Source organism: Azospirillum tabaci, assembly GCF_014596085.1.
Taxonomy (GTDB): Bacteria; Pseudomonadota; Alphaproteobacteria; order Azospirillales; family Azospirillaceae; genus Azospirillum; species Azospirillum tabaci.
The window spans coordinates 23,810-46,062 of the sequence record NZ_JACCJY010000034.1; the positions used below are offsets into that span (position 1 = coordinate 23,810).

Here is a 22,253-nt window from a genome sequence, read left to right on the forward strand (position 1 = left end):
GGCCCAACTTGGTCTGATCTGCTTTTGCCGCTCCCCGGCCCCTGCGATACTCCCCCGGCGAACCAGAAAGGACGCGGTCCATCATGAAGCAGGACGCCCGGCTGCACGCGATCCTCGCCCGGCTGCGCAGCGATTCCCCCGGCGAACGGCTGGCCGCCCTCTCCGCGCTGGAGCGGCTGATGCCCGCCGGGACCTCCCTCTACGACGTCATCCAGGTCGGGCTGTTCTACACCGACCGCGGCACCGTCGCCCCCTCGCTGGTCGAGGAGGTCGACCGCCTGCGCGGCGAGGCGCAGGAGGCCACGCGGCGGGAGGAGCGGCAGCGCCGCCGCGTCCGGGCGCTGGAAGCCGGCATCCGCGCCGTGATGGAGGAGTTCCGCGGCGGCAAGGACGTCTGACCGCCTTCGCTCCGCAACGGACGCAGTTCCGGCGGCGTGACTCCGGGAGTGGACCAACAAGGCGTTCCGCGGCGGCCCGCCATCGCACACCTTGCGGGGCATTACCGCCGTGCGTACCCGGAGGCCCTTTGCCCACCATCACAGCACCCTGTCAGCATGCCCTTTTCGCCGCCGTGGACTCCGCGGCGGCGGCGCGCGGCATGACGGTGCCCGCCCTGATCCGCTCCTGCCTGACGCTGGTCGGGCCGGAGGCGCTGACCCATCTGCCCGACCCCGGCAGCCCCGAGCCGGTGGACGTCTCCCACCGCACCGTGACGCTGAAGAACGGCGGCACCCGCCGCGTGCGGGTGGTGCCGAAGTTGCGGGTGCGCCACGACACGCCGCTGGACGCGGCGACCGTGCGCAAGGCCGCCTGGGTCGCCGCCACCATCGGCAACGACGACGGCGCGCATCTCATCACCGCGGGCGAGTTGAACGCCGTGGAAAGCGAGATGAGCCGCTGCCGCCTGCGGCTGGAGCAGTTGACCGCGGCGCTGGAGACGCTGGCCTTCCGCCCGCTGCGCCAGCCGATCCGCAAGCCCTGGCAGGCCACCTACGTGCTGGGCTTCACCCACGAGTGGGGGCTGGACACGCAGACGGTCAACAGCCGCTTCCGCACGCTGGCCCCGATCTTCCATCCCGACACCGGCCTGCTGTCCAGCGCCGAGCGGATGAGTCAACTCTTGGAGGCCCGCAACTTCCTCTTGCAGCACCTTCGAAGCTGAGCGGGCGATGCTTCGTACGCCGGACATTCCCTCCGAAACGGAGGTGTTCCGGGGCGATGTCGTCCAATTGGGGTCCATCTCGGCTGGCCTCCGCGGGGGTGCCTTTCGAATGATGGCGAAGCTCGACAGCCGGCGCGCGACGCGCACAACCCTATGAGGTCGTCAGATATGAGCGAGAGCAGTCAGAAGAAGTTGGAGCGCGTCCGCCCGCCGCGGGTGAAGCTCACCTACGAGGTCCACACCGGCGGCGCCCAGGAGATGAAGGAGCTGCCCTTCCTGGTCGGCATCCTGGCCGATCTCAGCGGCAAGCCGGAGAAGCCCCTTCCCAAGCTGAAGGAGCGCAAGTTCGTCGAGATCGACCGCGACAACTTCAACGACGTGATGGCCTCCGTCGGGCCGCGCCTCGCCTTCCAGGTGGACAACAAGCTGCAGGAGGACGGCGGCAAGCTGAACATCCTGCTGAACATGCGCCACATGGACGATTTCCAGCCGGTGGAGGTGCTGAAGCAGGTGCCGACGCTGAGCCGCCTGTTCGAAGCCCGGCAGAAGCTGTCGGACCTGCTGGCCAAGCTGGACGGCAACGACGAGCTGAACGGCCTGCTGAACGACGTCATCACCAGCACCGAACAGCAGGACGAGCTGAAGAAGCTCCTCGGCCCGGTGGCCGGCACCCCGGCCGGCGAGCCCGCGGGCGAGCCCGCCTGATCCCCCCTCCCGGTAAGCCCAACCAGAACCCCCTTCACGGAGCGAACAGGTGAGCACGGAAACGTCCGTTGAGAGCGCCGCCAGTCTGTCCCTGCTCGACCGCATGATGGTCGAAGGCAAGATGGCGCGCGAGGAGGGCCAGCGGCCCTACGCCCGCGACCTTCTGACCGAATTCGTCGACCAGGTCCTCGCCGAGACCGGCGACGCCTCCGCCGTCGACGTGGTCGAGGCGATCAACCAGCGCATCGCGCAGATCGACGAGCTGATCAGCGATCAGCTGAACGAGGTCATGCACCACCCCGACTTCCAGAAGCTGGAAGGCACGTGGCGCGGCCTCAACTACCTCGTCATGAACACCGAGACCTCGACGACGCTGAAGCTGCGCGTCCTCAACGTCTCCCGCAAGGACCTCCAGAAGGACCTGGACAGCGCGGTCGAGTTCGACCAGAGCGCCATGTTCAAGATGGTCTACGAGGCCGAGTACGGCACGCTGGGCGGCACGCCCTACAGCATGCTGGTCGGCGACTACGAGTTCGGCCGCCATCCGCAGGACATCTCCCTGCTGGAGAAGATGTCGAACCTCGCCGCCGCCGCCCACGCGCCGTTCATCAGCGCCGTGTCGCCGGCGATGTTCGACATGGAGAGCTTCGGCGAGCTGGGCGCCCCGCGCGACCTGTCGAAGATCTTCGAGACGGCCGAGATGGTGAAGTGGCGATCCTTCCGCGCGTCGGAGGACTCCCGCTACGTCTCGCTGACCATGCCGCACGTCCTGATGCGCCTGCCCTACGGCCCGAACACCGTTCCGGTCGAAGGCATGAACTTCGTCGAGGACACCGACGGGCGCGATCACTCCAAGTACCTGTGGGGCAACGCCTCCTGGGCGCTGGCCGCGCGCATCACCGACAGCTTCGCCAAGCACGGCTGGACCGCGGCCATCCGCGGCGTGGAAGGCGGCGGCAAGGTCGAGGGTCTGCCCAGCCACACCTTCAAGACGGACGAGGGCGACATCGCCCTGAAGTGCCCGACGGAGATCGCCATCACCGATCGCCGTGAGAAGGAGTTGAACGACCTCGGCTTCATCTCGCTGGTCCACTGCAAGAACACGGATTACGCGGCGTTCTTCAGCGGCCAGACCACCAACAAGCCGAAGGTCTACAACACCGACGAAGCCAACGCGAACGCCCGCATCTCCGCGATGCTGCCGTACATGCTGGTGTCGTCGCGCTTCGCCCATTACCTGAAGGTGATGCTGCGCGACAAGATCGGCGCCTTCCTGACGCGCAACAACATCACGGACCACCTGAACACCTGGATCGCCAACTACGTCCTGCTGGACGACGAGGCGTCGCAGGGCACGAAGGCCCGTTTCCCGCTGCGCGAGGCCCGCATCGACGTCTACGACGTGCCGGGCCGTCCGGGCGTCTACCGCGCCAACATCTTCCTGCGCCCGCATTTCCAGCTCGAAGAGCTGTCGGCCTCCATCCGCATGGTCGCTGAACTGCCGGCGCCGGAAGCCTGATCCCCTCCCCACCGAACGCATCGTCCGGAGTAAATCCGCATGTCTATGATCATTCTCGATATCCCCAACGTCCAGGGGGAGTCCGCGGTGGAGATCGCCGGGGGCACGGTGTTCAAGGACATGATCCTGTGCGAATCCCTGTCGCAGGACATGACCGTCGAAATGGAAGTGTCGACCAACGCCCGCCGCACGGTCCACACCCCGAAGGTCGAGAACATCACGCTCGAGCGCAAGTGGGACCGGGCCTCGCCCAAGCTGATCTCGCTGCTGCTGCGCTCGGCCAACTCCGACACGGCGAAGAAGCAGTGGACCATCCATTGTCTGAAGCCGATCGGCGACACCCACCAGTGGGGCGAGTTCCTGACGATCGAGCTGACCAACCCGCTGATCGCCAAGCACAGCCTGAGCGTCAACGAGGGCGACACGACCGAGACCATCGAGATCAACGCCACCGAGATCTACTGGACCTACAAGCGCTACACCGAGGAGCAGAAGCACGAAGGCGGTGGCGGCGTGAAGTTCAACCTGCTGAAGGGCACCGTCTCCGACAGCTGAGGTGGTGAACACCCCCCTCTCCCGCCCCGGGAGAGGGTGCCCGCGCAGCGGGCGGGTGAGGGTCGTACGAGAATCGCCACACTTTCCTTGGCGGCACCCTCACCCTTCCCGCGCTTTCGCGCGGGCCCCTTCCCTCTCCCGGGACGGGAGAGGGAATATCTTCACCCCCAACGGACACGGCGATGACCCAGCCCAAGACCATGACCGGCGGACGGTCGCTGCTGTTCGAACGGCTGATCGACTTCGAACCGGACCACCCGACGGGCGACGAGCCGTCCGCCACGGTGCTGTCCATGCCCGATCTCAAGGCGTCGATCCGGCGCGAGGTCGCACGCATCCTCGACAGCCGCAGCACCGGCACGCGCCGCCCCGACCTCGGCGGAACGGCGCTGGACTATGGGATTTCCGACATCACGCATCTGGACGCCGCCTCCGACGCCGACCGCCGTCTGGTGGAGCGGATGGTGCGCCAGGCCATCATCGATTTCGAGCCGCGGCTGAAGCGCCCGCGGGTGACTGTCAGCGCCGGAACCGGGCGCGGCACCATGGTCACCAGCATCTCCGGCGAGGTCGTGGCGGGCACCGTCACCGAACGGCTGGAGTTCGACGTGGGCCTGCGTGGTCCGGCCCCCAACGAGCCAAGCCAGTCCGGCTGAAAGGACGCATCAGGATGCGGCGCGAGGATCTCCTCGACCATTACGAACGCGAGCTTCTGTACGTCCGCCGGGCGGGCGAAGCCTTCGCGCGCAGCTATCCCAAGATCGCGCGCCGGCTGGCGCTGGGACCGGATCAGGCCGCCGACCCGAACGTCGAGCGGCTGATCGAGTCCTTCGCCTTCCTGTCCGGGCGCCTCCAACTCAATCTGGAGCGCGAGTTCCCGCGCTTCTCCGAGGCGCTGCTCGGCATCCTGCACCCGCAGATGATCGCGCCGATCCCGGCCATGGGCATCGCGCGGATGGAGCCGGTGCCGGGCGAGGGGCGGTTGACCGGCGGCTTCCGCGTCCCGCGCGGCACCCCGCTGCACGCCGTGGCCGAGGACAACATCCGCTGCCGTTTCCGCACCGCCTACGACGTGACGCTGTGGCCGGTCGCGGTGACCGACGCCGCGGTGGAGCCCGCCGACCGCTACGACTTCCTCGACGGCGCCGCCACCGCCTCGGTGCTGCGGCTGCGGCTGGAGACGCGCAACCAGTCCTTCGAAAATCTGCCGATCGACAAGCTGCGCCTGTTCATCGACGGCGAGACGATCCTCACCTCCGCTCTGCACGAGCTGTTCCTGTGCGGCGTCGTCGAGATCGCCTATGTCCAGCCCGGCAAGCCGCCGGTGCGGCTGCGCGGCGAGAACCTGATCGCCCCCGTGGGCTTCGGCCCGGACGAGACGGTGCTGCCGCACCCCAAGCATGCCCAGCCGGCCTACGGCCTGCTGCAGGAGTATTTCGAGTTTCCGCAGAAGTTCGACTTCTACGATCTGCCGATCCCCCAGGGGCGGCTGTCGGGGGAGGTCGTGGACATCCTGATCGCCGTGTCGCGCCCGCTGCCCAACCGGCTGACTCTGCGCAAGGACAGCTTCGTCCTTGGCTGCACGCCCATCGTCAACCTGTTCAACCGCACGGCGGAGCCGATCCGGCTGAATCACCGGCGCACCGCCTACCGCGTCGTCCCCGACGCCCTGCGCGAGCGGACGACCGAGGTCCACTCCATCCTGGAGGTCAGCGGCCTGCGCGACGGCGACGGCATGCACCACCGCTACGTCCCGCTCTTCTCGCACCAGCACGCCGAGGCCGAGACGGAGCCGCGCGGCTTCTGGCTGGCCGCGCGCGAGCCGACCCAGCGCGACGACGTGCCGGGCACCGACCTGCATCTCAGCCTGCACCACCTCGACCTGACGCCGACCGACCCGGCGGACGAAACGCTCCTGGTGCGCACGCTGTGCACCAACCGGGCGCTGGCCGAACAGGTGCCGGCGGGCGCCGCGCTGATGATCGAGGAGGCGGCGCCCATCGCCACTATCCGCTGCCTGCACAAGCCGACGCCCGGCCGCCCGGCCCCGGCGGGCGGTTCCTCGGCCTGGAAGCTGATCTCGCACCTGTCGGTCAACCATCTCAGCCTGACCGGCGACGCCGAGGGGCTGCGCGCCCTGCAATCCATCCTGCTGCTGCACGCGCCCGACGACCCGTCCGCCCAGCACCAGATCCGCGGCGTGCAGGGCCTGTCCTCCCGCCCGGTGCTGCACCGCATGGGGCAGGACGCCTGGCGCGGCTTCGTGCGCGGGCTGGAGGTGACGGTGGCCCTGGACGAGCGGAACTTCGTCGGGGCCAGCCCGCTGGTCTTCGGCGGCGTGCTCAGCCGCTTCCTCGGGCTCTACGTCAACGTCAACGCCTTCGCCCAGCTTCGGCTGCGCTCGGTGCAACGGGAAGGGGTTTGGAAGGCATGGTCGCGCCTTGCCGGCAGCCAGCCGGTCCTGTGACGGACCGCGCCCCCCAGCCTCCCGCCCTGATCGACCGGCTGGAGGCCGAGCCCTGGGGCTTCGACCTGCTGCAGGCCATCGCCCTGCTGGAGCGCGCCGCCCCCGGTCTGGCCCCGCTCGGCACCGGCATCGACCCGGAGCAGGAGGCCGTCCGCATCGAGCACGACCCCAGCTTCGTCTTCCCCGCCAGCGACGTCGTCGAGGCGCGGCGGACCGAGGACGGGCGCGGCGTCGTGCGCTCCCCCGTGCTGGGCGTGGCGGGCATCAACGGCCCCCTGCCCTACGTCGCCACCGAACTGCTCGTCGAGCGGGCGGCGCGGCGCGACACGGCGGGCACGGCCTTCTACGACATCTTCAACCACCGCCTGATGTCGATCTTCTACCGGACGCGCCAGGGCAGCCTGCCCCTGCTGGAGCGCGACCCGGAACGCACCCTGATGGCCCGCGTGCTGCGCGCGCTGGCCGGCATCGGCACGCCCGGCCTGGAGCAGCGCCTGCCCGGCACGCCCGACCGAATGCTGCTGGCCTTCTCCGGCATCCTCGCCAACCGACGCCGCTCCTCCGCCGGGCTGGAAGCGATCCTCGGCGCTGTCTTTCGGGTCAGGGTCCGGGTCGAGAGCTTCGTCGGGCGCTGGCTGCCGCTGGACGAGGAGAGCCGGACCCGCATCGGGGGCGGCTTCGGCGCGCGGAACAACAGCCTGGGCCGCACGGTGGTGCTGGGCCGCCGCGTCTGGGACCAGCAGAGCTGCTACGCCATCGAATTGACGCTCGACAGCCTGGAGCGTTTCCGCGAATTCCTGCCCGACGGGCGGCACCACCAGACGCTCTGCGCGCTCGCCCGCTTCCACACCGGGGACGGGATGGATTTCCGCATCGTGCTGGTGCTGGAGGCCACGAAGGTGCCGCCGACGCGCCTGTCCACCAAGCCGCAGGAGGGCAGCCGCCTCGGCTGGACCTCCTGGCTGCGGGCGCCGGGCCGCCCGAATTTGAAGGACGGGCGCCTGACCCTCGCCCCCGCCCCGCCCGCAACGTCATCCCAGGGAGCCGTCCCGTGACCGCCGACATCAAGTCCCTCATCGGAAAGCTCGACCGCGACGGGCGCAAGGTGCTGGAACGCTCCGCCGCGCTGTGCGTCTCGCAGACCCATTACGACGTCGAGGCGGAGCATGTGCTGCTGGCGTTGCTGCGGCTGAAGGACTCCACTGTCGCCGGCATCCTGCGCCATTACGGCGTCGAGGCGGGTCGTCTGGAGACGGAACTCGAAGCGGCTCTGGACCGCATCCGCCGCGGCAACAGCCGCACCCCGGCCTTCTCCCCCCGCGTGCCGGAGATGCTGGAGACGGCGCTGCTGATCTCCGTCACCCACCTCGACAGCCCGCAGATCGTCCTTCCGGCGATCCTCTGGGCCGCGGTTGCCTGCGATTCCGTGCGGGCCGTGGTCACGGAATCCGCCCCCTCCCTGCTCGCCCTGCCGCGTGAGCGAACCGCGTCCGACCTGCCGGAGCTGGTCCGCGTCCTGAAGGAGGGAGGACCGTCCGCCGCCGCCTCCGAGTCCTCTTCCGCCGCCGCTCCGGTCTCCGCCGCCTCGGACGGGCGGGCCATGCTCGACCAGTACAGCCAGGACCTGACCGCCCAGGCCAAGGCCGGGAAGATCGACCCGGTGATCGGGCGCGACCGCGAGATCCGGCAGGTCATCGACGTGATGATGCGCCGCCGCCAGAACAACCCGATCCTGGTCGGCGACCCCGGCGTCGGCAAGACCGCCATCGTCGAGGGGCTGGCCCTGCGCATCGCCGAGGGCGACGTGCCGCCGCCGCTGCGCGGCATGGTCATCCGCACGCTCGACCTTGGGCTGCTCCAGGCCGGAGCCGGGGTGAAGGGCGAGTTCGAGAACCGGCTGAAGTCGATCATCAAGGAGGTCTCCGCCTCCCCCGTGCCGATGGTCGTCTTCATCGACGAGGCGCACGCGCTGATCGGCGCCGGCGGGGCCGCCGGCCAAGGCGACGCCGCCAACCTGCTGAAGCCCGCCCTGGCGCGCGGCGAGTTCCGCACCATCGCCGCCACCACCTGGGCCGAGTACAAGAAGTATTTCGAGAAGGACCCGGCGCTGGCCCGCCGCTTCCAGCCCGTCTCGGTGCCGGAGCCGGACGAGACGGCGGCGGCGGCCATGCTGCGCGGCCTCGTCCGCCGCTTCGAGGAGCATCACGGAGTCAGCGTGCTCGACGACGGCATCGCCGCCGCGGTCGCCCTGTCCGCCCGCTACATCCCCGCCCGCCAGTTGCCCGACAAGGCGATCAGCGTGCTCGACACCGCCTGCGCCCGCGTCGCCATCGCCCGCAGCTCCAAGCCCGAAGCCATCGAGGCGATGGAGCGCGAGGACGCCATCCTGGCCCGCGAGGCCGAGCGGCTGGAGGCCGAACCCGGCACCGCCCACCACGCCCGCCTGTCGCAGATTTCGCAACGCCGCGGCGCGCTGGCCCTGGAGAAGGCCGCGCTGGATGAGCGCTGGACGCGCGAGCGCGACTTGGTCGATGCGGTGGAGGCCGCGTTGAAGGCCGGCCACGCGGTGGAGGCCGCTGCGGCCACGGAAAAGCTGAAGGCCGTCCAGGGCGACAGCCCGCTGGTTCCGCACCGGGTGGACGGCGCGGTGGTCGCCGCCGTGGTGTCGAACTGGACCGGCATCCCGGTCGGATCCATGTCCAAGGACGATCTGGAGGTGGTCGCCACGCTGGAGGACCGCATGGCCGCCCGCGTCGTCGGCCAGCCGCAGGCGCTCCAGGCCATCGCGCGAGCCGTGCGCGGCTACCGCGCCGGGCTGGGCGAGCCGCAGCGCCCCATCGGCGTCTTCCTGCTGAGCGGCCCGAGCGGCGTCGGCAAGACCGAAACCGCCCTGGCGCTCGCCGAGCTGCTGAACGGCGGCGAGGACAGCCTCATCACCATCAACATGTCGGAGTATCAGGAGGCCCACGCGGTGGCGACCCTGCGCGGCGCCCCTCCGGGCTATGTCGGCTACGGCAGCGGCGGCGTGCTGACCGAGGCGGTGCGTCGCCGTCCCCACGCCGTGGTGCTGATGGACGAGGTGGAGAAGGCCCACCCCGATGTGCTGGACATGTTCTATCAGGTCTTCGACAAGGGCGTGCTGGAGGACGGCGAGGGCGTGGAGGTGGACTTCCGCAACACGCTGATCCTGCTGACCAGCAACCTCGGCGACACGGAGCTGTTCGCGCTCGGCCGTGAGGCGCTCGACGCCGGGCGCATCGGCGAGGCGCGGGAAGAGGGGCTGGCCGCCATCTCCGACGTGCTGCGCCGCCGCTTCCGCCCGGCCTTCCTTGGCCGCCTGTCCGTCGTGCCCTACTACCCGCTGAGCGAGGCGCAGATCCGCCGCATCGTGACGATGAAGCTGGACAAGCTGCAACGCCGCACCGCCGGCAACCGCGGCGCCGAGCTGGCCGTCACCGACGCGGCGGTGGAGGCGCTCGTGCTGCGGGCGCTGAACTCCGACGCTGGGGCACGCATGATCGACACGCTGCTGTCTGAGTTCGTGGTGCCGGAGGTGGCGATCCGCATCCTCGACCGCGTCGCCGCCGGCCAGCCGGTGGGCCGCATCACCGTGGACCACGGCGCGGACGGGCGCTTCACCGTCGGCGTGGACGGCACGGCGGCCTGACCGGGGAGCGGCGAGGATGGCGAAGCGCTTTTCCCAGGACGGCCAGTATCTGTCCATCACCACCCCGCTGGGGGCGGACGCGCTGGCGCTGCGCACCATCGTGGGCGAGGAGCGGCTGTCGTCGCTGTTCACCTACCGCGTCACCATGATCTCGTCGGACGAGGACATCGCCTTCGACCGCGTCGTCGGCAAGGCGGTGACCGTCGCCATCACGCTCGGCGACCAGGAGACGGTGCGCTACATCAACGCCATCGTCGGGCGGATCGAGCTGACCCACGTCGACGACCGCGGCCAGGTCGCCCATTACGAGGCGGAGCTTCACCCCTGGCTGTGGATGCTGACCCATTCCGGCGACTGCCGCATCTTCCAGGAGAAGACGGTCCCGGAAATCGTCGAGGAGGTCTGCAAGGGCGCCGGCTACACCGACCTCAAGAAGTCGCTGACCGGTACCTACGCCAAGCGCGAATATTGCGTGCAGTACCGCGAGACCGACTACAACTTCGTCGCCCGTCTGCTCGAAGAGGAAGGCATCTTCTATTACTTCGCGCATGAGGACGGGAAGCACACGCTGGTGCTGGGCGACGGGGCCAACGCCTTCGCCAAGAGCCCGCTGCTTGATGCCTTCGAATACCGCGCCACCGAAGGGCACGACGACGAGGACCATGTGCTGAACGGGCTCAGCGTCGAGCGGCGCGTGACGACCAAGAGCTACGGCATCGACGGCTACCATTTCGAGACGCCCTTGACCGACCTCTACGCCACGGCGGAAGGCGCGTCGGGCTTCGGCACGGTCAGCGACTACATGGGCCGCCACACCACCTCGTCGGATGGTGAGGCGATGGCCAAGCTGCGCCAGCAGGCGCTCGCCTTCCCCGGACGCCGGGTGCGCGGCAGCGGCGAATGCCGGTCGTTGGAGGCGGGGACGCGCATCACCGTGTCCGGCCACCGCAAGAGCGACCTGAACGCCGAATATGTCCTGCATTCCGTGCGCATCGACGGGGCGAGCGGCCATTTCAATGCTCATTTCACCGCCTTCCCGCCGGACCTGCCCTTCCGCCCCCTCGACACGGCGGTGAAGCCGCGCATCCACTCCACCCAGACCGCCATCGTCGTCGGCAAGAGCGGGGAGGAGATCTGGCTCGACAAGTACGGGCGCATCAAGGTGCAGTTCCACTGGGACCGGCTGGGCAAGAAGGACGAGAAAAGCTCCTGCTGGGTCCGCGTCGCGCAGAACTGGGCGGGCAAGAACTACGGCATCATGTTCTTCCCCCGCGTCGGGCAGGAGGTGGTGGTGACCTTCCTCGACGGCGACCCCGACCGCCCGCTGGTCACCGGCTCCGTCTACAACGCCGAGCAGACCGTGCCCTACACGCTGCCCGACGATTCGACCAAGAGCACCATCAAGACCCAGACCTCCAAGAACGGCACCGGCAAGTTCAACGAGATCCGCTTCGAGGACAAGGCCGATGCCGAGGAGATTTTCGTTCACGCCCAGAAGGACATGAACGTCGAGGTGTTGAACGACGTGACCCGCCTCGTGAAGCACGACGAGGTGGAGACGGTCGAGAACGACAGCACCATCGACATCCAGCACGACCGCAAGCTGACCGTGAAGAACGATCACAGCATCACCGTGTCGGAAGGCAACGAGACGCACGAGGTCGCGAAGGGCACGCGCGCCGTGACGGTGAAGGGCAACGAGACCCACACCAACAAGGCGGACTTCACCCACAAGGCCGACGGCGACTACACCCTGACGGTGAAGGGCAACCTGACCATCGACGTGACCGGCGACGTGGTCATCAAGGGCAAGTCGGTCAAGGTGACCGCCACCTCCGGCGAGGTCGGCGTCAAGTCCGGGACGGACATGAAGCTCGACGCCGGCGGCGCCTTCAACGCCAAGTCCGGCATGGCGATGGAGATCAAGTCGGGCATGGGCATGGACGTCAAGGCCAGCATGGGGATGAACCTGAAGGCCGGGATGGCCCTGACCGCCGAGGGGCTGTCCGCCACGCTGAAGGCCCAGACCATGGGCGAGGTCAGCGCCGGCGCCGTCATGACCGTCAAGGGCACCCTGGTGAAGGTGAATTGAGATGGCGGACGATCCTGTACCCGATCCCCAACCCGTGGAGGAGCGCGACGAGCAGGGCCGCATCGTGCGCAGCGGCGAGATGCATGGCGAGCTGTTCCACGGCCTCTTCACCGCCTACGGCGAGGACGGGCACCCGATCCTGCGCGCCCGGCTGCGCGCCGGGAAGCTGCACGGGGAGGTGCGCAACTACGCCCCCGGCGGCGCCCTGGTCCAGGTGGCGGAATATGCGGACGGCGTGCAGCACGGCCAGACCACCTTCTACGCCAACGCCCGCCCGACCTGCCGCATGACCTACCGCGACGGGCTTCTCAACGGCCCGTCGGTCTTCTTCCACGAGAGCGGCACGGTGGCCGCCGTCTTCCAGTATTGCGACGGCAAGCGCGAGGGCGAGGCGCTGTTCCACAGCCCGCAGGGACGTCCGATGCGACGGGAGAGCTACGCCAACGACCGCCTGCACGGCCCGGTGCTGGGCTATTACGACGACGGCACGGTGAGCGAGCGCGCGGCCTTCCTGGACGGGCTTCAGGACGGGGTGCTGCGCCGCTTCTTCCCCTCCGGCGCGCTGATGCAGCACGGCGTCTACCGCCGCGGCCTGCTGATCGAACCGCTGCGGACCTATTCGGAGGACGGCAAGGAAATCGCCGTGCTGCAGCCCCCGGCGGGGTGAGGGAAACCCTTGGAGAGGTCTTGCCCCCTCCCCGGCCCTCCCCCGCTGCCGCAGGGGAGGGGGCCTTCTGCGAAGCGGCGGCAGTCCCCTCCCCTGCGATAGCGGGGGAGGGTTAGGGTGGGGGCAATTCCCCCCTACACCTCACCCCAACACACACCTCACGGCGTCTGCACCGTGAACTGCCCCGGCACGACGATCTGGATCACCCCGCCCCACATGCACATCAGCTTGCTGGTGGAGGTCAGGGCCGGCATGTTGCCGACCATCACGGTCGGGGCGCCGGGGACCCAGGGCGCGACGGTGCAAGGGGTGCAGGGTTGCGGCTTGATGACTCCCGGCGGCGGAATCGGGATTTTCGACGCAACGTTGGGATTGGCCGGGCTGCTGCAGACACCGAACGGGGGAACGTTCAGGAATGGCTTGTTGTCCATGATGTTCGCCATGGGCGGCCCGCCGGCCATCGTCCGGTTCATCGGCAGCACCACCAGCGCGGACGGCGCCGCCCCGAAGCTGCAGGTCATCATGGCCCCCGCGCACACCGCCTGACTCATCCCGTCTCTCCATTCCGAAACGTCCAGGCGAAGAGTGGGCGCCTCCCCCGTCCCGCGGCAAGCGGGCCCTGGACCGGATTGGTCCGAATTCGCTTCAACCCGGCGGAGACGGGCCGAATCCGTCGAACAGGCCCGGCTCCGCCTCGGTCTCCGGGTCGAGCAGGTCGGTGCAGCCGACGCCGATCAGGCGGATCGACCGCCCGTCCGGCTCGGCGTCCAGCATCTCGCAGCCGGTCTGCCAGATCAGCCCCGCCGACCTCGCCGGCGGATCGACGCGGCGGGAGCGGGTGATCGTCTGGAAATCGACGGTCTTCATCTTCAAGACCACGCTGCGCCCCCGCAGACCCGCGGCGGACAGGCGGCGGGCCACCGTCTCGGCCAGCGGGAGCAGCGCGTCCTTCAGCGCGGCCTTGTCGGCGGTCTCCCAGTCGAAGGTCGTCTCGGCGGAAATGCTCTTGCTCGGCGACTCCGGCTCCACCCGGCGGTCGTCCTGGCCGCGGGCAAAGCGGTGCAGCAGGCGGCCCATCTTGCCGTGGCGGCGCACGAGGTCGATCTCCGTCCAGCCGCGCAGGTCGCCCACCGTGCGGATGCCGTCCGACTGCAGCTTGCGCTGGAGCACCGGCCCGACGCCCCACAGGATCGACACCGGCTTCGGCGCCAGGAAGTCGAGCGCCTGCCCCCGCCCGATCACCGAGAAGCCGCGCGGCTTCTCCAGGTCGGAGGCGATCTTGGCGAACAGCTTGTTGTAGCTGAGCCCGACCGAGGCGGTGATGCCGAGCTGGTTCTCGAAGCGGCGGACCAGCTCGGCCAGCGCCTGGGCCGGGCTGATGCTCAGCCGCTCCGCCACGCCGGACAGGTCGAGGAAGGCCTCGTCGATGGACAGCGGCTCCACCAGCGGGGTGAAGGCGTGCATCAACTCCCGCGCCTGCCGGCCTACGGCCTTGTACTTCGCCATGTCGGGCCGCAGCACGACGGCGTCCGGGCAGGCCTCCATCGCCTGCCACATCGGCATGGCGGAGCGCACCCCGGCCATCCGCGCGATGTAGCAGCAGGCGGCCACCACCCCGCGCCGGTCGCCGCCGATGATCAGGGGGCGGCTGACCAGCTCGGGCCGGTCGCGCTTCTCCACCGTCGCGTAGAAAGCGTCGCAGTCGATGTGACCGATGGCGAGGCCGTGCAGTTCCTCATGCCGGACCAGCCGCCGGCCGCCGCATTTCGGGCAGCGCGGTTCGCTTCCGCGGAGGGCCGCCGCACAGTCGCGGCACAGGGCTTTGCAGTCGTCGAACACAACCATGGCCGCAGTCTAGCAGCAGCGTGCCCGCAGCGGGGAAGGAATGTTCCTGTCCCGTTCCGGTTTTGCGATTGAGACCGTCTCGGAATTCGGAGAGGAGGGTAAAGCGCGGCGCAAAGACCCTTCAGATTCGCGACGGCCTCACCATCACGCCGCGCACGCCCGCAATCCGTTCACCCTCGATTCTGATTGGCATCGTCACCGCCTTGGCCGCCCGGATGTCCAGGCCGAGCTGCTCCCGGCAGGACGCCGCCCCGGTCGCCAGTGTCTCGTTCCAGGCAAGCAGCGCCAGCTTGCGCTCGTTCAACGTTGCCCCCCTGTTCCGCAAGAAGGAATGCCCGGATCGTCTTCTCGGACGACCACAGCCGCCTGCAAAGGGAGGTTACATTTGCAAATAGGAATCACTTGCAATTTCAATTTCCGATTGGCAGAACGTGATGCTTATCCACCAAATTGGAGTGGCGCTCCATGATTGAAAGCGCATCGATGGCAGAAACCGCCTGTCAGGGGCTGGCATTGGCCGCGACAGCGACCGGAATCACCTGCTTCTACCTTTCGGCACCGCGCCAGCAGTGGCTGCCTCGCCCGCTTGCCGCCCGCCGCAGCCGCTTGGTCGGTACGCTCGCTCTTCTGGAAGGGTGGCTGCTGTGGTCGGTGGTGATGCACCCGGTGACCGCGCTGTTCACCAGCCTCACCGTGTCGATGCTGCTTCTCACCATTCTGCCCTTCGCCGCCGCCGCCCGCGGCGCCATGCTCGCGCGCCGGGAGGGTTGAGCGATGGCCGACGTCTCCTCCACCCGCAACACACCGACGCCGATCCGCCCTGACTGGTGGAGCAAGAGCCTGGCCGGGGTGGTCCTGGGCTTCGCGCTGGCCATCGCCCTGTCGGGACTGTTCGCCTGGATCGGCCCCGGCGGGCCGGCCGCGGTGAACAAGCTGCAATTCATCATGTGGCTGGTCGTTCCGATCTGGCTGGGGGTGGTCAGCGTCTGCTTCCTGTTCCGCAGCGGGCGTCAGGCCTGGCTGTGTCTGGGCTGCGCCAACATCCTGGCCCACACGGCGCTGCTCGCCGCGCGCGGCTCGCTGCCGCACTGACCCTTCGCCCACCCGTCCCGCCCTCACAGCCGCGAGCCGAGCCATGGCCATCCGCACCGACGTCGTGCGCCTCTACCGGCAGGTCCACACCTGGACCGGCATCCTGACCGGATTGATCCTGTTCGTCTGCTTCTATGCCGGCGCCCTCACCATGTTCAAGGAACCGCTGGAACGCTGGATCACACCGCCGGTGGCGGTGACTCCGGCGACGCTCGACCGGGCAGAGGATCTGGTCGCCGCCACGCGCGCCCTGCGGCCGGAGGTGCGGGACTTCACATTGGCGGTCGAACCGGCGCTGGTTGGAGAGGCGCCGCTGCGCCTGACCTGGACGGAGGAACGCTTCGACCCGGCCCCCTGGGCCGCCACACTAGCGCCGGACGGGAGCGTGGCGGTTGAGCAGCTCAACCCGTCGGGCATCGGCCTGCTGGTGGACTTCCTGCACCGCACCGTGGGCATCCCAGGCGATCTCGACATCGGCACCATGGTGACGGGGATCGCCAGCGCGCTCTACGTCGTGGCCCTGGTGTCGGGCGTGATCATCCTGCTGCCGTCGCTGGTCAAGGATTTCCTGATCCTGCGCGTCACCCGGAACGTGAAGCGCCTGTGGCTGGACGCCCACAACCTGCTGGGGTTGATCAGCCTGCCCTTCCACCTCGTCATCGCCCTGTCGGCGGTGGTGTTCGGGCTCCACGACCACATCTACGACACGCTGGATCGCGTGGTCTATGGCGGGCAGATGCGTGCCGTGGCGGCGGCCAGCAGCCCCTTCCGCACGGTGTCGAAGGACATGGGCCCGGCGGGCATGCTGCCGCCGAAGGAGTTCCTGACGCGCGTCCACAGCCTCGCCCCCGGCTTCCAGCCGGTCAGCCTGGCGTATCACGACGCCGGCACCGGCGCCGCCACCGTGCGCGTCTGGGGACACGACCCGCGCTATCTGGTGCGGCGGGAGGGCTTCGTCCTGATGGGGGCGGTGGACGGGCGGATCATCGACACCCAATACATGCCGGGCCACCAGAACGGGTGGTCGGCCACCGTCTCCGCCTTCTTCGCGCTGCATTTCGGGACCTTCGGCGGCGGCATCGTGCGCTGGTCCTACTTCCTGCTCGGGCTGGCCGGGGCGGCTCTGTTCTACACCGGCAACCTGCTGTGGATCGAATCGCGGCGGCGGACGGAGCGGCAGGCAAAAGGCCGTCCGGGCACCGGACCGGTCGAGCAGAGCCGCGCCACCCGCCTGCTGGCCGCCGGGACGGTCGGGGTCTGCCTGGGCTGCGTCGGCGGCCTGTCGCTGACCATCGCCGCCGGAAAATGGCTGAGCGGGCTGGTGGACGACCTGCACGCCTGGCATTGGGGCGTCTACTACGCGGCCTTCCTGGGCGCCTGCGCCTGGGCCTTCCTGCGCGGGGCGTCCCGTGCGGGGGTGGAGCTTCTGTGGGCCAGTGCGGCGGCCACCGCTGCCATTCCGGCGACTTCGCTGCTCGGTCTCGTCATGCCGGGTCTTTGGGTGTCGGATGGGCTGATCGGTGTCGATCTGGTGGCGTTGGCCGGCGCCCTGGTCTTCGCCGCGATGGCCCGCAATGCGGAGCGGCGCGCCCAGACCGGCCCGAAGGACAGCGTCTGGGCCGCCCCGCTTGAGGGCCCGGACCCAGGGATGGGCATCCAGCCGCTGGCCCACCCGGCAGAGTGATTTCCAGGAACGTGATTCCCTGACCAGTGATGCGGCCCACCTGAAAAACAACCTCACCGAGTCATAGCCCTTGCAGCGAAAAGGGATATGCACTAACAATCGAAAGAGGTAATTGCGAATGATTCGCATTAGCAGTTACAGATTTGCCTAATCAGGGGATACAAGCATGACCATTCGCACATCGGGGGCGTGTGCAGAGGAAGGGGCGGCAGCGAGCCGTCCGATGGTTGCGGCGAAATCCGCAACCATGGTGGGTGCGGCTCTGGCGGCGGCGCTGGCGGGGGGAACGCCGGCGCTGGCTCAGCAGGCCGCCACGGAAGGGACGCCCGCCGGGGTCCAGACGTTGGGTCCGGTGACGGTCACCGCGACCGGCACGGCACAAAGCACGCTGACCGCTCCCGCCTTCACCACCGTCATCACGTCGGAGGATCTGAAGAAGGAGGGCGTGGCCTCCTCCGGCCTGCCGGAGATCCTGGGCCGCTCGGTGGGCGTGAACGACCGCACCGACGCCACGGGCCGCGACGAGGTGGTGATCCGCGGCATGGGCCAAAACTACTCGCTGGTGCTGGTGAACGGGCGCCGGGTGTCCACCTCCGACGCGCTGTGGCGCGGCGGCGACTTCGACTACCACTCGATCCCGATGTCGGCCATCGAGCGGGTGGAGGTCGTGCGCGGCCCGATGTCGTCGCTCTACGGCTCCGACGCCATCGGCGGCGTGGTCAACATCATCACCAAGAAGCCGACCGACAAGTGGTCGGGCGAGATCAACGGCGACTACCGCGTCGTCGAGCCGGGCCGCGGCGGCACCCAGTACCGCACCGGCCTCTACGCCGCCGGCCCGATCGTGGACAAGGTCTCGGCCTCGGTCGCCGCCGAGTACTACAACCGGCAGGCCTGGTATGACGACTCCCGCTACAACGGCGTCGTTCCGGTCCTGGAAAAGAAGAACCTTGCGAACCTGCTGACCACGCTGGCCTTCGACGTGACCGAGAACCAGACGCTGGAGGCCAATTACGGCCTGAACCGGGACAACCGGCCCCGCGGCTATTACGATCGCTGGCTCTCCTCCCAGAAGCAGGAAATCGTCCGAAACACCTTCGGTGCCGCCCACCGCGGCAATTGGAGCTGGGGCGACACGCTGGTGGAGGCCAACTACGAAGATGGCCGCATCGACGACTACAACTCGTCCTTCAACGCGCCGCAGCAGCGGCACCTGAAGGAGAAGAACCTCTTCCTGCACGGCCGCTCCAACTTCCAGCTCGGCTTCAACCGGCTGACCGCGGGTGCGGAATACCGCAAGCAGACGGTGGAGGACCCCAACACCTTCCTGCAGTCCGGCAAGTCGGAGATTGGGCAGAAGGCCGTCTATCTCCAGGATCAGATCGGGCTGATCGACGGGCTGACCCTGACGGTCGGCACCCGCTACGACCATCACGAGATCTTCGGCGGCAACTTCACCAGCCGCGCCAACGTCGTCTACGCGCTGACCGACGCGCTGTCGCTGAAGGCCGGCGTCAGCCAGGGCTACAAGGCGCCGGACGCCTACCAGCTCAGCCGCGAATACCGGGTGGTGAGCTGCGGCGGCCGCTGCTTCCTGTCGGGCAACCCGGACCTCGAGCCGGAGACCAGCACCAACTACGAGATCGGCCTGGAAACCCGCTATGACCGCTGGGACGGCAGCGTCGTGCTGTTCCACAACAAGGTCAAGGACATGATCCAGGCGGTCTACAGCGCGGGGCCGCCGCCCTCCCGCAACTGGAGCAACATCAACAATGTGGACATCTCGGGCGTCGAGGTGACCGGCTCGGTCAGCCTGACTCCGAAGCTGCTGCTGTCGGGCAACTACACCTACCTCTACACCGAGCAGAGCAACGGTGCGGAGCTGGACTACCGTCCGCGCCACAAGGTCAACGCCTCCCTGACCTGGCAGGCGCTGGACACCGTCAGCACGTCGGTGTCGACCAGCTACACCGGCCCGCAGCTGCAGGGCACCAGCAAGATGCCCGGCTACACCCTGCTGAACTGGGGCGTCAGCGCCGACGTGACCGAGGCGCTGACCATCGGGGCCGGCGTCAAGAACATCACCGACGTCATCCTCAGCGAGAAGAACGTCAACTTCACGTCGGTGGAGGTGGGGCGCAACTACTACGTCTCCGCCAACTACCGGTTCTGATCCGCCGCCGCCCGCCCCCGGCTTGCTCCGGAGGCGGGCGCGCCCGCTTTCTGAAAGCCGCCTTCGGTTCCTCTGCCGCGGGCGCCGGTGCCGGAAAGGCCCGCCCATGATCCTGTCGAACCTTTTCGTCGATCTCAGCCTTCTGAGAACCAACCCCGATTTCCGCCGCGTCCTGATCGCCCGGACGATCTCGCTGATGGCGCTCGGCCTGCTGTCGGTGGCGGTGCCGCTTCAGGTCTACGCCCTCACCGGGTCGAGCCTTCAGGTCGGGATCGCCGCCGCCTGCGACGGTGTCGGCATGTTCCTGGGCCTGCTGCTGGGCGGCGTGCTGGCCGACCGCATGGACCGCCGCCGCCTGATCCTGGTCGCCCGCGGCGTCTGCGGCCTGGGCTTCCTCGGGCTGGCCGCCAACGCGGCGCTGCCCTCCCCGTCCCTGCCGGCGATCTACGCCCTGTCCTTCTGGGACGGCTTCTTCGGAGCCATCGGCGTCAACGCCCTGATGGCGGCGATGCCCCATCTCGTCGGGCGCGCCAATCTGGTGCAGGCCCGCGCGCTGGGCATGCTGTCGATGCGCATCGCCACCATCCTGTCGCCGGCGCTGGGCGGCCTGCTGATCGCCGGGATGGGCGTCGGCTGGGTCTATCTGCTGACGGCGCTGGGCACCGGACTGACCGTTCTGACCCTGCTCGGCCTGCCCCGGATGACGCCGGAGGGCGAGGCCGGGGAGAACCCTTTGCGCGCCATGGCACAGGCCTTCGCCTTCCTCTTCGGCCACAAGGTCATCCTGAGCGTGGTCGCGCTCGGTTGCCTGACCACGGTCGTCACCTCCATCCGCATTCTCTTCCCGGCCTTGGTCGAGGAGGCGTTCGGCGGCGGCGCCGTCGAGACCGGGCTGATGTACAGCGCCGTTCCCATCGGGGCGACGCTGGGCGCCGCGCTCAGCGGCTGGGCCGCGCGGCTGGAGCGTCCGGGTCTGGTGATGGGCGGCGCCTGCATGACCGCCTTCGCCTGCGTCGCCGTGATCGGGGCCGCCGGAAGCCTCCCCGGTGGTTTCCCCAGTGGTTTCCCCAGTGGTTTCCCTAGTGGTTTCTATGTGGCGCTGCCCGTGTTGGTGCTGTTCGGCTATGCCACTTCCATCGCCTCGCTTCTGGAATACAGCATGGTGCAGGGCCACACGCCCGACCATCTGCTGGGCCGCGTCAACAGCCTGTGGACCGCGCAGGACGTGTTCGGCGACAGCGCCGGGACCATCGGCATGGGCCTGCTGGCGACGCTGCTGAGCCCCGCCGTCGGAATTCTGGCGCTGGGGCTGGGCGCGCTGACGCTCGCCGCCGCCGTGACCGCCGCCGCCACCACGATGCGCGGAGCGCCGATGAGCGACCCCGCCCTGGAGGGAACCGGATGATGACCCGCGCCATGCCGATCCTGCTGACCGCCGCCCTGCTCGCCGCCGCGCTTCCCGCCGCCGCCCAGACGCGGGTGAAGGTGACGGCGGTGGTCGCCGCCCCCGTCCGCCAGACGCTGTACCTGCCCGGCACGCTGGTGTCGCCGCAGAGCAGCGCCCTGTCCGCCCAGGTCGAAGGCCGGGTGGACGACCTGCTGGTCGAGGCCGGCGACCGGGTGGAGGTTGGACAAACCCTGCTGCGGCTGGACGACACCCTCGCCCGGCTGGATCTGGAACGGCTGGAGCATTCCCTGGCCGAGGCGGAGCACCTGCAACGCGACGCCCTGCGGCTGGCCCGCGAGGCGGAGGCGCTGGCCGGCGTGCAGAGCGTCTCGCAGTCCCGCTACCGCACGCAGCTCGCCCAGGCCGCCATCGAGGAGGCCAAGGTCCGCCAACTTCGCGCCGCCGTCGCCATTCAAAGGGAACAGATGGCGCGTCACGCGCTGACCGCGCCCTTCGCCGGTGTGGTGACCGAACGGCGCACCGAACGCGGGCAATGGGTGGGGGCGGGCGTCTCTGTGCTTCAGCTCACCGCCACCGACCCGCTGCGCGTCGTCGTTGATGTGCCGGAGCGCCAGCACGGGCGCATCACCGCCGGCACGCCGGTCACCGTTCTGGTCGCCGACGCGCCGGACGGGGCCGGCATCGGTGCGGCGGTCGAGCGGGTGGTGCCCGCCGCCGATCCGGTCAGCCGCAGCTTCCGCATCCACATCGCGCTTCCCAACCCCGAAGGCCGGCTCATGCCCGGCATGTCGGCGCGCGTCAGAGTCGCGCTCGGCCCGGCGCCGGGAGCGGCGGAGATCGCGCTCCAGGTCCCGGCGGACGCGGTGCAGCGCCATCCCGACGGCAGCGCCCGCGTCTGGGTGGTCCAGCGCGGCGGCGATGGGGCGGTGGCCCGCCCGGTGGCGGTGCGCACGGGCCGCCATTCCGGCGACCACGTGGAGGTCCTCAGTCCCGAGCTTCGTCCCGACGATCTGGTGGTCGTCCAGGGCAACGAGGGCCTGCGCCCCGACCAGCCGGTCGTCCCGGACATGGTGGGGTGAAAAACCCCTCTCCCGCCTCTCGCGCCCGCATGCGGGCGCTGACGGCGTCAGGCGGCCTTTGGCCGCTGAGAGCCCCGGGAGAGGGTGGCCCGAAGGGCCGGGTGAGGGTCCTGCGAGGATCAAGACGCCAATCCTTGG

The 22,253-nt window shown here is 69.1% G+C and carries 20 protein-coding genes; 17 read left to right on the forward strand and 3 right to left on the reverse strand.

Annotation, left to right across the window (positions count from 1 at the left end):
• Positions 1-83 precede the first annotated feature (83 nt).
• The 11 genes from H0B54_RS24575 to H0B54_RS24625 all read left to right on the forward strand — a co-directional run bounded on the left by H0B54_RS24575 (position 84) and on the right by H0B54_RS24625 (position 12,834).
• Positions 84-398, forward strand: coding sequence for a hypothetical protein (locus tag H0B54_RS24575; RefSeq protein ID WP_188262501.1), 315 nt, complete (start codon positions 84-86; stop codon positions 396-398).
• Between the two features lie 200 nt (positions 399-598).
• Positions 599-1,162 (forward strand): hypothetical protein, encoded by a 564-nt coding sequence (locus tag H0B54_RS24580; protein WP_211104950.1) that lies wholly within the window; start codon positions 599-601, stop codon positions 1,160-1,162.
• 168 nt (positions 1,163-1,330) lie between these two features.
• Positions 1,331-1,867 (forward strand): type VI secretion system contractile sheath small subunit, encoded by a 537-nt coding sequence (gene tssB / locus H0B54_RS24585; RefSeq protein ID WP_094306710.1) that lies wholly within the window; start codon positions 1,331-1,333, stop codon positions 1,865-1,867.
• A 49-nt stretch (positions 1,868-1,916) separates the two neighbouring features.
• Positions 1,917-3,386 carry a type VI secretion system contractile sheath large subunit gene (tssC, locus tag H0B54_RS24590; RefSeq protein ID WP_188262502.1) on the forward strand — a complete coding sequence of 490 codons (1,470 nt, stop codon included), beginning with the start codon at positions 1,917-1,919 and terminating at the stop codon, positions 3,384-3,386.
• Between the two features lie 39 nt (positions 3,387-3,425).
• Positions 3,426-3,941 carry an Hcp family type VI secretion system effector gene (locus H0B54_RS24595; protein ID WP_149471034.1) on the forward strand — a complete coding sequence of 172 codons (516 nt, stop codon included), beginning with the start codon at positions 3,426-3,428 and terminating at the stop codon, positions 3,939-3,941.
• A gap of 182 nt (positions 3,942-4,123) precedes the next feature.
• Positions 4,124-4,597, forward strand: a complete 474-nt coding sequence (gene tssE / locus H0B54_RS24600; RefSeq protein ID WP_188262503.1) for a type VI secretion system baseplate subunit TssE — start codon at positions 4,124-4,126, stop codon at positions 4,595-4,597.
• Positions 4,598-4,611: 14 nt separating this feature from the next.
• The gene (gene tssF, locus H0B54_RS24605; protein WP_188262504.1) at positions 4,612-6,408 is read left to right on the forward strand and encodes a type VI secretion system baseplate subunit TssF; all 1,797 of its coding nucleotides are present in this window, start codon (positions 4,612-4,614) and stop codon (positions 6,406-6,408) included.
• Positions 6,405-7,463 carry a type VI secretion system baseplate subunit TssG gene (gene tssG / locus H0B54_RS24610; protein WP_343069028.1) on the forward strand — a complete coding sequence of 353 codons (1,059 nt, stop codon included), beginning with the start codon at positions 6,405-6,407 and terminating at the stop codon, positions 7,461-7,463. Before tssF ends, tssG begins: the two co-directional genes overlap by 4 nt.
• The gene (gene tssH / locus H0B54_RS24615) at positions 7,460-10,075 is read left to right on the forward strand and encodes a type VI secretion system ATPase TssH (RefSeq protein ID WP_188262506.1); all 2,616 of its coding nucleotides are present in this window, start codon (positions 7,460-7,462) and stop codon (positions 10,073-10,075) included. Before tssG ends, tssH begins: the two co-directional genes overlap by 4 nt.
• 16 nt (positions 10,076-10,091) lie before the next feature.
• A complete protein-coding gene (locus H0B54_RS24620; protein WP_188262507.1) occupies positions 10,092-12,167 on the forward strand; it encodes a type VI secretion system Vgr family protein in 2,076 nt (691 codons plus the stop codon).
• A 1-nt stretch (position 12,168) separates the two neighbouring features.
• Entirely contained in the window at positions 12,169-12,834 is a 666-nt protein-coding gene (locus tag H0B54_RS24625; RefSeq protein WP_188262508.1) for a toxin-antitoxin system YwqK family antitoxin, read from the forward strand.
• A gap of 158 nt (positions 12,835-12,992) precedes the next feature.
• On the opposite strand, the gene H0B54_RS24630 is transcribed toward H0B54_RS24625, so the two are convergent.
• The 3 genes from H0B54_RS24630 to H0B54_RS24640 all read right to left on the reverse strand — a co-directional run bounded on the left by H0B54_RS24630 (position 12,993) and on the right by H0B54_RS24640 (position 14,983).
• On the reverse strand, positions 12,993-13,385 hold the full coding sequence (locus H0B54_RS24630) for a DUF4280 domain-containing protein (RefSeq protein WP_188262509.1): 393 nt from the start codon (positions 13,383-13,385) through the stop codon (positions 12,993-12,995).
• Between the two features lie 94 nt (positions 13,386-13,479).
• Positions 13,480-14,679 (reverse strand): DNA polymerase IV, encoded by a 1,200-nt coding sequence (locus H0B54_RS24635; protein ID WP_188262510.1) that lies wholly within the window; start codon positions 14,677-14,679, stop codon positions 13,480-13,482.
• A gap of 121 nt (positions 14,680-14,800) precedes the next feature.
• Positions 14,801-14,983: a hypothetical protein gene (locus tag H0B54_RS24640; protein WP_188262511.1), complete on the reverse strand. Its 183-nt coding sequence runs from the start codon at positions 14,981-14,983 to the stop codon at positions 14,801-14,803.
• Positions 14,984-15,144: 161 nt separating this feature from the next.
• Between H0B54_RS24640 and H0B54_RS24645 the strand changes: the two genes are divergently transcribed.
• The 6 genes from H0B54_RS24645 to H0B54_RS24670 all read left to right on the forward strand — a co-directional run bounded on the left by H0B54_RS24645 (position 15,145) and on the right by H0B54_RS24670 (position 22,115).
• A complete protein-coding gene (locus H0B54_RS24645) occupies positions 15,145-15,450 on the forward strand; it encodes a hypothetical protein (protein WP_246472770.1) in 306 nt (101 codons plus the stop codon).
• A 3-nt stretch (positions 15,451-15,453) separates the two neighbouring features.
• The gene (locus H0B54_RS24650) at positions 15,454-15,771 is read left to right on the forward strand and encodes a hypothetical protein (RefSeq protein ID WP_188262512.1); all 318 of its coding nucleotides are present in this window, start codon (positions 15,454-15,456) and stop codon (positions 15,769-15,771) included.
• Positions 15,772-15,814: 43 nt separating this feature from the next.
• Entirely contained in the window at positions 15,815-17,455 is a 1,641-nt protein-coding gene (locus H0B54_RS24655) for a PepSY-associated TM helix domain-containing protein (protein ID WP_188262513.1), read from the forward strand.
• Between the two features lie 223 nt (positions 17,456-17,678).
• Positions 17,679-19,628: a TonB-dependent receptor domain-containing protein gene (locus H0B54_RS24660; RefSeq protein ID WP_246472773.1), complete on the forward strand. Its 1,950-nt coding sequence runs from the start codon at positions 17,679-17,681 to the stop codon at positions 19,626-19,628.
• Between the two features lie 106 nt (positions 19,629-19,734).
• Positions 19,735-21,033: an enterobactin transporter EntS gene (gene entS, locus H0B54_RS24665; RefSeq protein WP_188262515.1), complete on the forward strand. Its 1,299-nt coding sequence runs from the start codon at positions 19,735-19,737 to the stop codon at positions 21,031-21,033.
• Positions 21,030-22,115, forward strand: coding sequence for an efflux RND transporter periplasmic adaptor subunit (locus H0B54_RS24670; RefSeq protein WP_188262516.1), 1,086 nt, complete (start codon positions 21,030-21,032; stop codon positions 22,113-22,115). The genes entS and H0B54_RS24670 overlap by 4 nt, the downstream gene beginning before the upstream one ends.
• The last annotated feature ends 138 nt before the right edge of the window (positions 22,116-22,253 follow it).

What these genes read in the sequence shown, in the direction of transcription:
- H0B54_RS24630 (WP_188262509.1), bottom strand. Translation starts at nt 13,385, where the DNA reads ATGAGTCAGGCGGTGTGCGCGGGGGCCATGATGACCTGCAGCTTCGGG.
- tssE (WP_188262503.1), top strand. Translation starts at nt 4,124, where the DNA reads ATGACCCAGCCCAAGACCATGACCGGCGGACGGTCGCTGCTGTTCGAA.
- entS (WP_188262515.1), top strand. Translation starts at nt 19,735, where the DNA reads ATGATCCTGTCGAACCTTTTCGTCGATCTCAGCCTTCTGAGAACCAAC.
- H0B54_RS24660 (WP_246472773.1), top strand. Translation starts at nt 17,679, where the DNA reads ATGGTTGCGGCGAAATCCGCAACCATGGTGGGTGCGGCTCTGGCGGCG.
- H0B54_RS24575 (WP_188262501.1), top strand. Translation starts at nt 84, where the DNA reads ATGAAGCAGGACGCCCGGCTGCACGCGATCCTCGCCCGGCTGCGCAGC.
- H0B54_RS24635 (WP_188262510.1), bottom strand. Translation starts at nt 14,679, where the DNA reads ATGGTTGTGTTCGACGACTGCAAAGCCCTGTGCCGCGACTGTGCGGCG.
- tssB (WP_094306710.1), top strand. Translation starts at nt 1,331, where the DNA reads ATGAGCGAGAGCAGTCAGAAGAAGTTGGAGCGCGTCCGCCCGCCGCGG.
- H0B54_RS24625 (WP_188262508.1), top strand. Translation starts at nt 12,169, where the DNA reads ATGGCGGACGATCCTGTACCCGATCCCCAACCCGTGGAGGAGCGCGAC.
- H0B54_RS24650 (WP_188262512.1), top strand. Translation starts at nt 15,454, where the DNA reads ATGGCCGACGTCTCCTCCACCCGCAACACACCGACGCCGATCCGCCCT.
- tssF (WP_188262504.1), top strand. Translation starts at nt 4,612, where the DNA reads ATGCGGCGCGAGGATCTCCTCGACCATTACGAACGCGAGCTTCTGTAC.
- H0B54_RS24655 (WP_188262513.1), top strand. Translation starts at nt 15,815, where the DNA reads ATGGCCATCCGCACCGACGTCGTGCGCCTCTACCGGCAGGTCCACACC.
- H0B54_RS24595 (WP_149471034.1), top strand. Translation starts at nt 3,426, where the DNA reads ATGTCTATGATCATTCTCGATATCCCCAACGTCCAGGGGGAGTCCGCG.
- H0B54_RS24645 (WP_246472770.1), top strand. Translation starts at nt 15,145, where the DNA reads ATGATTGAAAGCGCATCGATGGCAGAAACCGCCTGTCAGGGGCTGGCA.
- H0B54_RS24620 (WP_188262507.1), top strand. Translation starts at nt 10,092, where the DNA reads ATGGCGAAGCGCTTTTCCCAGGACGGCCAGTATCTGTCCATCACCACC.
- H0B54_RS24670 (WP_188262516.1), top strand. Translation starts at nt 21,030, where the DNA reads ATGATGACCCGCGCCATGCCGATCCTGCTGACCGCCGCCCTGCTCGCC.
- H0B54_RS24580 (WP_211104950.1), top strand. Translation starts at nt 599, where the DNA reads ATGACGGTGCCCGCCCTGATCCGCTCCTGCCTGACGCTGGTCGGGCCG.